Raw genomic sequence first — 12,133 nt, 5'->3', positions numbered from 1 at the left:
TTCCGGTCGGACGCGCCGTTTACGCGTCGTTCAACCAGGGCATTTCCACGGGTGAAACGACCAGTTGCCGGAATTCTCGCTTCAGATCGAAGATGAACCCGACCAGGATCATGGAGTCGGCGTAGGGAATCGGAAAGACCTGCGGATTCTCCGGCGTCCGCAGGGGCCGCTCTGGCGTGTCCGCTGTCGCTGCGGCGTTCTCGCGAACGCTTTCCAGGTCGTCAGCCATGGCCGGGCCACCGACTTTCAGCACACGGCTACGCAGCTCGCTGAAGGGTTCGATGCGCGCAGCGTCTTCGTGGTATTCGGGCACTTCATAAACGAACCAGGACATTGTCGTCTCCCATGAGAAGGGGCGCTATTCTAACGCTGCGCAAGGATCCACCAAACATCGACAGTCGGCTTGCGAGGCGTCTCCGCGTCTCAACTTTCAAGAACGCCTTGCGGGCGGTATCATTTGCGCTACAATGCAGTATCAAATGATACTGTTTGGGAGTCGCCATGTCACTCGTTACCCCTGAAGCCGTGGCTGCGGTCATGGAGCTGCGGCCGCTCCCGCATACGCTGGCGGAGCTGGAAGCGCTTGTGCGCGGCGGTCTGCCGAAGTCCGCGCTGCGCGCGGGCGTCGAACACGCGACGCAAGGCGCCGATGCTCGGCGCGCGCTCCTCGCCCGCATCATCCCCGAAGCGACCTACAAGCGCCGCCGCGATCGACTAACGCAAGACGAATCGGAGAAGACGGAGCGTCTGGCCCGGATCGTTGCAACGACCACCTACGTCTGGAACGACGAAGAGGACGCGCGGGAATTTTTGTCGACGCCGCATCCTGAACTTGAGGGACGGGCGCCGCTCGACGTCGCGCTGACCGAGCTCGGTGCGCGCAGGGTTGAAGAGTTGCTCTGGAAACTGTTCTACGGGCTACCGGCATGAAGTTGTTTCGCATCGGTGACACGCGACACACGATCTGGAGCGGCACCGGCGCGATGCTGGTCGGTGGCCGCTTTAATAGTCCGGGCCGGCCTGTCATCTACGCGGCGTCGACCTTCGCGGGTGCGATGCTCGAGGTGCTCGTGCATGCACGCATCGGCAAGGTGCCGAAAACCCACGGATGGGTCGAAGCAACCGTTCCCGACGACGTCAGCGTCGAACGCCATACGGCAGAAACGTTGCCGAGAGGATGGGATGCGGCGGCACTGCAGGCAGCACGGCAGTTCGGCGACGAATGGATGGCAGAATCGCGTACAGCGCTCCTGATCGTCCCTTCCGTCGTCGTCCGTGCAGAGTTCAACGTGCTCGTGAATCTGGCGCATCCTGACACCGCGCGGATCATCGTGACGGATCCACAACCGGTCGTGTGGGACGAGCGACTTTTTGTCATACCGCCAGTTGGCCGATCATAAATGTTTGATGGTGGTCTACTAACCAACCTTCGAGGCCTTTCTCCTGGAGACAGGAACGACTACGAGGCTGCTTTTGGTTTCATTCGCACTCCCACCGAGTTCCCGCCCGAGTAGGTTCCAAAGCCGCTCGCGCAGTTCGTTGCGAACTGCTTGCCAGGCTTAACGAAGCGTCCCTTGCTGGCTTATACCGCGAGGCTCGGTTGGAAGCCGATGTGGGAACCCATCCCGAAGCTTAAGCGAGTCGACATCGAAGCGTATGGCTTCGGGCTCACGATTGACGGTGTCGGCGTACCGCTTATTGCACGAATGCGTAGAGCCGCGAAAGATGTGTTGTCGGTCAAGATGCCGGAGCGGGATCCTCGGCAGATGAGTTTTCTCTAAACGTCAATTTCAACCTCGCCATCGACGTATGGCCGCTTATCCTTGCAGGGGCAAGGTGGCCGAACTCGTTCCTGTGCAGGGGCGGTTTGGGGGGGCGCATCTGCCGAATATCCAGGCCACGTATATCGACTTGCGCCGATTGCTCTCAAAGACACAACACCGCGGCTACATGATCCGCTGTTCGTTCTGCCAGGGTGTGGAGTGTCTCACCGGAGCGTCGATGCGATGCCGGCGCGACCGTCGCACGTATGAGGTTGAAAAATGGCACGCGGCAAATTCGAGAAAATCCTCAGAGGACTGTGATCCCGATTCGGTCTATGTGCATTGACTAATAGGAGCCAGGGGCGCCCGAACTGGCGAGGGAGCAAGCCGAATCCTCGGGAGCGCGCATACAACTTGCAGAGCACGCAATCTCGCATGCCGATGTCGCGGCCGATGCCGAGCGACGAAGTGACATCTCAGCTTTCATAGCTTCAGCACATCAGACTCTCTTGCTGAGACAGAACCCTGTAGACCGTACGCCGTGCCTCAGAAAAACTCTGGCAGTTTTTGCAGATGCGTTGTCATCTTCCACAAATTCAGGCCAGGTGAATGTAGATAAAGTACTCATCATGGTGACGCGTCAAAGCACCGGAGTGTCAGGTTCTCGTGCTTCGAGCCGGTAGTGAACAAGCGTTCTGCAATGTGGATGGCTGCCGTGCGTCATGAATCAATGGAGCATCGTTCACGCGCAAGTCAGCGCCATTGACAGATCGCCGACAGGTCAACCGTGAGGCCAAATCAAATTGGGGAGTCAATCATCATGAAGCTTGTCTTTTCGAAAGCCGTAAAGGCAATAGTGTCCATGTGCGCCATTCAGAAGCTGGACATCATGGTCTGCAATTCGGCAGGACAGGAAATCCCGTACGTCATGTTGTTCACCATGTATGGCTTCGTCTGAGCGCGGAACCGTCGCTTTACAAGGAAGGAGTTTTTCATGCGAACGATAATTGCAGCGGTACTCTGCATTGTCATGTTTTTCCCGTTGGCTGCAAGCGCCGGTGTAGCCGACGCGAGCTGCCCCGCGACGGTGGTCACGAGTGGAAAGACGCGCGCCGAGGTACGGGCCGAACTCGTGCAGGCAGAGCGCGACGGCTGGATTTCGGCACACTCGGGCAGGCAGCGAAACTATCCGCCCGATATGACCCAGGCTCGCCGGAATCAGGATGTCCATGATGCAGGCGCTGGGGCGATGCCGTCCTACCAGACATCGAACCAGCAACCTTGAGAAACCACCGTGGCGCCGGCATGTCGACAATGAAATACCGCCGCATCGTCATGTCGAAGCGTGGGCGAGCATCGCTCCTTAGAATTTATGTCGAACAGCAAGCCGAAAAACCATCTGATGGTTATTCGACGAATCGCCGGATCCGCCAATGTCGGCGACCGCCAGCGCGCCCGTCGACGATGTGCCGGAAGCGCGTTGCCAACCGCCCGAGAAGTATACGTCGGTACGTTTCGACAGCAGATAGTCCAGCGTGAACGCGACCTGATTGTAGTGCTGATTGCCGACGGAATTGCCTTGTGCCGTCGTGACGCCCCGCGCTTTCATATAGTCATACGCGACGCCGACGAAAAACGCCGGCGTTACACGGTAATTCAAACCGATGTCGTAGTTGTTGAAGATGGCCGTGCCGTTCTGGAACGACGCACCCAGATTCGCGTATTGAACGTTCGAGTACGACGCGCTGATCGTCGCATTGCCGATCGTGTAGGCCGCCGCGATGACGGCGCCCTGATAGGCTTGTGCGACCTGGTAAGCCGAGTTCAACGACGAGGCCAACAGATTGAAGCCGCTTGCATAGTTGGTGAACCATCCGTTACCTGGCGTCGACGTCGGGTGTTTGAAGTAATCGAACGCCGCGCCGATCTGAAGCGGACCGTGTGTGTAACCGGCTCCAACCGAATAGCCCGACGTCGAGGTGAAGTCGCCGGGCACGCCGCCCAGGCTGTATTCGACGCCAAAGGAGAAGCCGTGGAAGTCCGGGCTCATGTAGCGCACCGAGTTGTTGAATCGTACGCTGTTACTGGTGTTGTCGAAATCGCCCGGGTGCGCGCTCGCCAGGTCGCCAACCGCCGCGGCGCCGGCAAGAAACTCGGGGAAATACCACACCATGTCGTATTGACGGCCGACGGTGACAGAACCGTAAGCGTCACTGCTCAGTCCGACGAAAGCTTGCCGGCCAAACGCCGTGCCGCCTTGCGCAAGTTGTCCGTTATTCACGTTGATGCCGGACTCGAGCGTAAAAATGGCCTTGAGACCGCCTCCCAGATCTTCCTTGCCCGTCAGCCCCCAGCGACTGCCGTCGATACCGTCCAGCGAGTCCATGTAGACGGCTTTGCCGCCACCCACGTTGGTCTGGTAATGAATACCGTTGTCGATCTCGCCATAGAGCGTGACGCTACTTTGGCTATGCGCGACGGAGCTGGCGAGCCCCACGAGCGAGCCGACAATGATTTTGATTTTTTTCGTTTTCATGAGATCTCCGCATTTCAAAGGCAATACAAAAGAACAGTTAACCTGACGTCCATCGATTCAGTGCGCGGTGCAGGTCAGGCCGAAAAGGACTTCTTCAGGTCTTTCTTCGTCAGGCCATAGCAGGCGCCCATCAGCGCCACGCAAGCCGCCGCAACGAGTATTGGCGCTGCTGCAACGCGAAACATCGCGTCGGCGGTCCAGTTGTTCGCGTACAGCACGCCCGCGAGGTAGGTGCCGCCCGCGGCGCCGAGCCGACCGAATCCGTAGGCCCATGCGACGCCCGGGGCGCGCAGTTCCGGGCTATAGAAGAGCGTGCACAACGCGATGGCGCAGGTTTGTCCGCCGCTGATGCAAAAGCCGCAAAAGAAGATCGTCGTGAGCAAGGCGAGATGCGATGAGCCGATTGCGATCGAGATCGCGTACATCGAGACGGCGCCGCCGACGTAGGCCGCGGACAGGATTCTGTAAGGGCTCGTGCGGTCCATGATCGGTCCCATCAGCAGACTGGCCACGATGCCGCCGATGATCACCGTGATGGTCGCCCAGACCACGAGCGCGGGCGGGAACGAGATGGACGCGAGAACGGTCGGCAGCCAGCTTTGCAGAAAATAGAACGCGGCCAGGTTGATCGCGAATACGGCCCACAGCAGGAATGTCCCTACGCGGAATTCCGCGGAGAACAATCCGAGCACGCTTGCATCCGCAGGCTTGTCTTCGTGAGTGACCAGTTCGGTGTCCGGTTGCAGCGTGAAATCGGGAAAGAGGCGCCGGGTTGCATGAAGCAGTTCGGCCTGATCCGCATTTCTCGACAGATAGGCCACGGATTCCGGTAGCAGCGGGATCAGCAAGACCGTCAGGCCCAGTGCCGCGAGCCCGCCCAACCACATTGGACCTTGCCAGCCAAACCATGGAATCAACGCGCTACTGCAGAGGCCCGCGAAGATAAACCCCAGCGCGTACCCGACGTAGACCAGAATGACGAACGTCGCGCGGGTTCTCTTCGGGCTGAATTCCGAAACGAGGCCGACCGCACAAGGCGTGGCCGCGCCGAGGCCGATGCCCGTGAGGAACCTCAACGCGATCAGTTGCGGCACGCTGGTGGCAAAGACGGTGAGCAGAGTGAACAGACCGAAAGCAGCGGTTGCCACGAAGGCAATCTTCTTCGTGCCGAAGCGCTGGGTCACGAACGGAATGCCAAAGTTGCCGATCAATAGCCCGAAGAAAACCGCTGAAAAAATCGCGCCGAATACCGCCTTGGGGAGGTGCCATTCGTTCGCGAGAACGGGCACGATGAAGCTGATGACCTGGGTGTCGAAGCCATCGAACAGCATGAGCAGCGCACAGAAGGCGACGATGAAATACTGCCTCTTGCCGATTCTGCGACTATCGATCAGATCGTAGACGTTGATTTGCCGTATTTCCATATTGTTCTCCTTGCGTTCAAAGGAAGGGTTTACTCCGGGTATTGCATTTTGTTAGCTGGTTTTAAAGGCGGCGGTGCGGGTGGTTGTAAATAAAGGGAAAATAAATCGGGTTTAACGAATCATTAATTAATGTGACAAGTACTTGCCTCATTGCTGAGGCTGTTTTGTTATATGAATAGAGCGGTGCTGTGGATCCAACCGCCGACGACCTTGACGTGCCGGTGCGAGCGCCATACGCAATGGCGCGGCGCTGCGGCGCGTTCGGGTATTCACGTCAAAAAATCTGTCTCGCCTTATTTATTATTTCGTCGTTCCGGATTTCAATGTGCTTAATGAAATCCGGGGCACCCGGACCATGAATTCATTTGATTGCACGGGGAAATATTGCCGCAGTTCAGGCAGCATTTCTTATTCTTGTGTTGCCGCAGTGGCGGTCCGTTCGGCAGATTGTGCTGCGAGAGCCGGCGACCGAAGCGCAATTCGCGGTCGGTGGCTCGCCGAACTTCGGGGCGACGTCCGCGTCGATCCGCTCGACGTCATCGCGGCTTTCGTCTGACTTATAAGCCGCGCGTTTGCTCTGCCACAGACCATGCAGCAAGCACAATCGGGCGCAAACCCGACTGCACAGGTATTGATGCTGTCGGAACGATCCGGTGCGAGCTCCGAGTTCAACCATCGCCGTATCGTTCGCCAACAGCCTTCTTGCGGCCGTCGGCGCGCGGCCCGAAGTCACGCGAGCTATCTGGAAGCGGGCGGGATCATGCGCGGTCTGCGTGGCGAGGCGGCGGCGCCCGTTACCGGGGAGCTATGCGAAGGAACGTATACAGAGCCGGCCCCGCGCGCCGGAGGTCTGGAACAAAAGTCGTCGCGGCATTCGAGCGTGGAATGACGCTACTATGCCGACTCATTCTCCGCATGCATTTCGCTACAATTCCGACGTGTTGCTAAAAGATGCCCGATATGAACCGTTACGTTAGTCTTCCTGATTTTGCGGATCCGGACACGATCGACCGGCCAGCCGTATCGCTGCGCATGCACGTCGACGAGCATGCTGCCGAAATCCCGGTTCACAAACATCGGAAGGGGCAACTGGTGCTGGCGTTGCACGGCGCCGTAACCTGTCAGGTCGCGGGCGCCTTCTGGATCGTCCCGCCGCAATGCGGTGTCTGGATTCCCGGCGACATGCCGCACAGCAACCATGCGACGCCCAATGCCCGGCTTTGCTATCTGTTTGCGGAGCCCGGTATCGTCGACTTGCCGACGGATTGCTGCACGCTGTCCATTTCGCCGATGGTGCGGGAAATGATCCTGCATCTGGCCGGAGTGCCGCTGGACTACGAGCAGGGCGGCCATACCGACCGGCTTGCGCGCGTGCTGTTGCACGAGCTGACGCTGATGCCGGTCGAGCGCCTTTATCTGCCGGTTACGGATCATCCGCGAATCCGGCAGATGGCTGATGCGTTGAACGCCAATCCCGGCGATCGCAGCACCGTCGCGCAATGGGCAAAACGTCTCGCAATGAGCGAGCGTTCGCTGGCGAGGCTCGTCGTCAGTGAAACGGGACTGACGTTTGGCCGTTGGCGGCAGCAGTTGCAACTGCTCGTTGCGGTGCGTGAGCTTGCCGGCGGCGCTACCGTGCAGCGTGTGTCGGACGAGCTCGGCTATGAGTCGGTCACCGCGTTCATCACCATGTTCAAGAAGGCGCTCGGGCATTCGCCAGGTCGTTACTTCGCCGCGCTGGCGCGTACGCAGTCGGACGCCGTACTCGTGTCGCCGGCTTCGACCGAGGTGGACGACCGAGCGGATGGCCCGGCGGATGCGGCGGCCGACGTGTGAAATCGCGCCTGCGTCAGCGCGTCGATGAACGCGCGGCGCGAGCGGTCGCAATGATACGGCCGCTTCCTTTCTGATGGCCGTTGTAATCGAACGCGCTTCCACTCTCGACGCGCGTTGCGCCTGTTTTCTCGCCCAGGACTTGACCATCCCGCACGCGACGTCGCCCGCGTCAAAAAGAAATGCTGTAGATCACGCATTTCGCAGAAGTGAGCGCAGCCGACACCGCTTCGGCAGCCCTGAATACGACCACACATTCTGCGGCATCCCCCGTAATCTTTGCGCACTCGCCACTGAATTCGCATTGCTCTTACGGAGTTGCAAGATGACCGACTTATCAACGGGGACACCCTCGATCCTTTCCCTGCGTCAGACGAAAGTCGACGATGATCCACTCGAAACCGCCGAATGGCTCGACGCGCTCGATGGCGTGGTCCGGCATGCGGGTGCCGCGCGGGCGCAGTACCTGTTCGATCGGCTCGCGGCCCACGCTTCATCCAACGGTCTCACAACGGCGCGCCTGAATATCACGCCCTACGCGAACACGATTCCCGTCGATCAGCAGCCTCCGTATCCGGGCGACTTCGATATCGAAGAAAAGCTTGCCGCTGCGCTGCGCTGGAATGCGCTGGCCATGGTCGTGCGGGCCAATCGCGCGTATGGTGAGCTGGGCGGGCATATTGCCAGCTATGCGTCGGCGGCCGACCTGTTCGAAGTAGGCTTCAACCATTTCTTTCGTGGCCCGAACGATGGTCATGGCGGCGATCTCGTCTATTTTCAGCCTCATTCGGCGCCGGGCGTGTACGCGCGCGCTTATCTCGAAGGCTTTCTCGACGACACGCATCTCGAACATTACCGGCAGGAAATCACCGGTGCGGGCCTGTGTTCCTATCCGCATCCATGGCTGATGCCGGATTTCTGGCAATTCCCGACCGGCTCGATGGGCATCGGGCCGATCAACGCGATCTACCAGGCGCGCTTCATGCGTTATCTGCAGAACCGCGGGCTGCAACGCACGGAAGGCCGCAAAGTGTGGGGCTATTTCGGCGATGGCGAAATGGACGAACCCGAGGCGATCGGCGCGCTTTCGCTGGCCGCGCGCGAGGGACTCGACAATCTCGTGTTCGTGATCAACTGCAATCTGCAGCGGCTAGACGGACCGGTGCGCAGCAATGGCCGCATCATCGACGAACTCGAAGCGCAGTTCACGGGGGCCGGCTGGAACGTCATCAAGGTGTTGTGGGGTTCGGACTGGGACGCGCTGTTCGCACGGGATCGCACGGGGGCGCTGTTGCGCGCGTTCGCGCACACCGTGGACGGCCAGTTCCAGACCTTTTCCGCCAACGACGGCGCCTACAATCGCGAACGCTTTTTCGGTCAGAACGCCGAGCTGGCTGCGCTCGCCGCGCATTTGAGCAACGACGATATCGACCGCCTGCGGCGCGGCGGCCATGATGTGCGTAAATTGCACGCTGCGTACGAAAAGGCGTCGAAACACCGCGGGCAACCCACGGTCATTCTCGCGAAGACCATGAAGGGCTTCGGCATGGGCTCGATCGGCCAGGGCCGCATGACGACGCATCAGCAAAAGAAGCTCGACATCGACCAGTTGAAGGCGTTTCGCGACCGGTTTCGCCTGCCGCTCTCCGACACCGATGTCGAACAACTCAAGTTCTACAAACCCGAGGAAAGCAGTGCCGTGATGCAGTATCTTCACGCGCGCCGTGCAGCACTGGGCGGGTACCTTCCCAGAAGGCGCGCGGCGGCATCGCACACGCCGGATGTGCCCGCGATGTCGTCGTGGGGACAATTCGCGCTCGACACCAACGGCAAGGAAATGTCGACCACGATGGCGATCGTGCGCATGCTCGGCAACCTGTTGAAGGACGCCGCACTGGGGCCGCGTGTGGTGCCCGTCGTCGCCGACGAGGCGCGTACCTTCGGCATGGCCAATCTGTTCCGGCAAGTCGGTATCTATTCGCCGCTCGGTCAACTGTACGAGCCGGAAGACATGGGTTCGATGCTCTATTACCGCGAGGATACGGGCGGCCAGATTCTGGAAGAAGGCATCTCCGAGGCGGGTGCGGTGTCGTCGTGGATTGCCGCGGCAACGTCTTACAGCGTGCACGATCTGGCGATGCTGCCGTTCTATATCTACTACTCGATGTTCGGTTTCCAGCGTATCGGCGACCTGATCTGGGCGGCGGCGGACCAGCGCGCGCGCGGCTTCCTGATCGGCGCGACGGCCGGCAAGACGACGCTCGGCGGTGAAGGCCTGCAGCATCAGGACGGCACGAGCCATCTTGCGGCCTCGACGATACCGAACTGCCGTGCGTACGATCCGGCCTTTGCGTACGAAGTGGCGATGATCGTCGACGAAGGCATGCAGCAGATGATCGTGCGTCAGCGCGACCTGTTTTACTACTTGACCGTCACCAACGAAAACTACGCGCAACGTCCATTGGCTGAAGCGGATGTCGATCGTGTCCGGCGCGGCGTACTCAAGGGGATGTACGCGCTGGAGCCTGCGCAGGTCGAGATCGCGCAGGTCCAGTTGCTGGGCTCGGGCGCGATTCTCGGTGAAGTCCAGGCCGCGGCCCGGATGTTGAAGGACGACTGGCATATCGACGCGGCCGTCTGGAGCGTGACGAGCTTTGCCGAATTGCATCGCGACGGCGTGTCCGTGGAGCGCGCGCAGCGGTTGCTGGAGCGTGGCGAGCCGGCGGTGCCCTACGTGACGGCCGCGCTGGGCGCCGCGCGTGGGCCGGTGATCGCCGCGACTGATTATGTGCGCGCCGTGCCGGAACTGATCCGTGCGTACGTGCCGTCCCGCTATGTCGTGCTTGGCACCGACGGCTTCGGGCGCAGCGATACACGTGCGGCGTTGCGCGCGTTCTTCGAAGTGGATCGTGCGTCGATCGTGATCGCCGCGTTGAAGGCACTCGCCGACGATGGCCAGCTGGACCCGGGCATCGTGCGTCAGGCGATCGACCGATATGGGCGAATCGGAAGCGGGTTGATCGAACCGTGGCTTGTCTAGAACCCATTGACCGGTGTGCGCCATGAGAGTGGCGCGCGAATCGGCTGCTCGAAAGCGTCGCGCGTTCATCGGTCAATCGTGGGCAATCCGATCGAATCAAGTGCGTGCGGCCAGGTGAAAAGCGCGGCGCCGACTGTTGAAACGCTTGCTGTTGGAGACGAATGTGCAGGTGACACGAATAGAAGTGCCGGATATCGGCGATTACAAGAACATTCCGGTAATCGAAGTTATGGTGGAAGTAGGACAACGGGTCGAACAGGAGCAGTCGCTCGTCATGCTCGAGTCGGACAAGGCGACGATGGATGTGCCCAGCCCGACCGCTGGCGTGATCAAGGAACTGAAGGTCGCGGTTGGCGACACGGTGTCGGAAGGGGTGCTGATCGCGCTGATCGAAAGCGATGGGGAGCGGCATGATGAGGCTGTGCCGGTGCCTGCCGCCGCTGCTGCGCACGATCTCACGCGGCCGGAAGCGGATGTCACGACAGTGCCAACGCAAGTGCCCGCGCCCACGCCCACGCCCGCGCGCACGCCCGAACCGAATTCCGCGCCTGCGCCATTGCATCGCGCCCCGGCGCGCGAAGGCGAGCCGCGTCGCGACAGCCATGCGTCGCCGTCGGTGCGCAAGCTCGCGCGGGAACTGGGCGTAGAGATATCGCGCGTGCACGGCACCGGTCCGAAGCAGCGCGTTACATCGGAAGACGTTACTGCGTTCGTCAGGAACGCGATGGCGACATCGCCTGGCACGCCGACAGTCTCGACGCCGCCTGTCTCGGCGAACGGAGCAGAGTTGGGTCTATTGCCGTGGCCGAAGGTAGATTTCGCGAAGTTTGGTCCCGTCGATTCGCAGCCGCTGTCGCGCATCAAGAAGATCTCCGGCGCGAACCTGCGTCGCAACTGGGTGATGATCCCGCACGTCACGAACAACGACGAAGCAGACATCACCGAGCTCGAAGCGCTGCGCGTGCAGCTGAACAAGGAACACGAGAAGGCGGGTGTGAAGTTCACGATGCTCGCGTTCTTGATCAAGGCGGTCGTCGCTGCGCTGAAGAAGTTCCCGGCCTTCAATGCGAGCCTCGACGGTGACAACCTCGTGTTCAAGCAGTACTACCACATTGGTTTCGCCGCCGATACGCCGAACGGGCTCGTCGTGCCCGTCATTCGCGATGCGGACAAGAAGGGCCTCGTCGATATCGCTAAGGAAATGGCCGAGCTGTCGAAGGCCGCACGCGACGGTAAGCTCAAGCCCGATCAGATGCAGGGTGGCTGCTTCTCGATCTCGTCGCTCGGCGGTGTTGGCGGCACGCATTTCACGCCGCTCATCAATGCGCCAGAAGTGGCGATCCTCGGGGTCTCGCGCAGCGCGATGAAACCAGTGTGGGACGGCAAGCAGTTCGTGCCGCGACTCATCCTCCCGCTCTCACTGTCGTTCGATCACCGCGCAGTGGATGGCGCGGAAGCCGCGCGGTTCAATGCGTATCTCGGCGCGGTGCTTGGCGATTTTCGTCGCATCGTTCTTTGACGGGAAGAGGGCTCGCTG

At 60.4% G+C, this 12,133-nt stretch carries 9 protein-coding genes; 6 read left to right on the top strand and 3 right to left on the bottom strand.

The window, feature by feature from the left end; all coding sequences use genetic code 11:
* Nucleotides 1-19: 19 nt before the first annotated feature.
* Complete coding sequence (locus tag U4Y91_RS25665; RefSeq protein WP_124529501.1) at nt 20-334, bottom strand: helicase; 315 nt, start codon at nt 332-334, stop codon at nt 20-22.
* Nucleotides 335-501: 167 nt separating this feature from the next.
* Between U4Y91_RS25665 and U4Y91_RS25660 the strand changes: the two genes are divergently transcribed.
* The 3 genes from U4Y91_RS25660 (at nt 502) to U4Y91_RS25650 (ending at nt 3,048) form a co-directional block, all read left to right on the top strand.
* Entirely contained in the window at nt 502-930 is a 429-nt protein-coding gene (locus tag U4Y91_RS25660) for an antitoxin Xre/MbcA/ParS toxin-binding domain-containing protein (protein WP_011879772.1), read from the top strand.
* Nucleotides 927-1,400 carry an RES family NAD+ phosphorylase gene (locus tag U4Y91_RS25655; protein ID WP_321807438.1) on the top strand — a complete coding sequence of 158 codons (474 nt, stop codon included), beginning with the start codon at nt 927-929 and terminating at the stop codon, nt 1,398-1,400. Before U4Y91_RS25660 ends, U4Y91_RS25655 begins: the two co-directional genes overlap by 4 nt.
* 1,357 nt (nt 1,401-2,757) lie before the next feature.
* Nucleotides 2,758-3,048 (top strand): DUF4148 domain-containing protein, encoded by a 291-nt coding sequence (locus U4Y91_RS25650; RefSeq protein WP_321807437.1) that lies wholly within the window; start codon nt 2,758-2,760, stop codon nt 3,046-3,048.
* Between the two features lie 78 nt (nt 3,049-3,126).
* On the opposite strand, the gene U4Y91_RS25645 is transcribed toward U4Y91_RS25650, so the two are convergent.
* On the bottom strand, nt 3,127-4,299 hold the full coding sequence (locus U4Y91_RS25645) for a porin (protein ID WP_321807436.1): 1,173 nt from the start codon (nt 4,297-4,299) through the stop codon (nt 3,127-3,129).
* Nucleotides 4,300-4,373: 74 nt separating this feature from the next.
* A complete protein-coding gene (locus U4Y91_RS25640; protein WP_321807435.1) occupies nt 4,374-5,723 on the bottom strand; it encodes an MFS transporter in 1,350 nt (449 codons plus the stop codon).
* A gap of 960 nt (nt 5,724-6,683) precedes the next feature.
* On the opposite strand from U4Y91_RS25640, the gene U4Y91_RS25635 reads away from it, so the two are divergent.
* From U4Y91_RS25635 to aceF, 3 genes are all read left to right on the top strand, one after another.
* On the top strand, nt 6,684-7,559 hold the full coding sequence (locus U4Y91_RS25635; protein WP_321807434.1) for a helix-turn-helix transcriptional regulator: 876 nt from the start codon (nt 6,684-6,686) through the stop codon (nt 7,557-7,559).
* Nucleotides 7,560-7,881: 322 nt separating this feature from the next.
* Entirely contained in the window at nt 7,882-10,596 is a 2,715-nt protein-coding gene (gene mdeB, locus U4Y91_RS25630; RefSeq protein WP_321807578.1) for an alpha-ketoglutarate dehydrogenase, read from the top strand.
* 229 nt (nt 10,597-10,825) lie between these two features.
* On the top strand, nt 10,826-12,115 hold the full coding sequence (gene aceF, locus U4Y91_RS25625) for a dihydrolipoyllysine-residue acetyltransferase (RefSeq protein WP_415750501.1): 1,290 nt from the start codon (nt 10,826-10,828) through the stop codon (nt 12,113-12,115).
* Nucleotides 12,116-12,133: the final 18 nt, after the last annotated feature.

The sequence above is a fragment of the Burkholderia sp. BCC1993 genome, from assembly GCF_905339865.1.
Taxonomy (GTDB): Bacteria; Pseudomonadota; Gammaproteobacteria; order Burkholderiales; family Burkholderiaceae; genus Burkholderia.
Note: the sequence above shows the minus strand (reverse complement) of the source record. Positions and strands in the feature narration are given on the sequence as shown.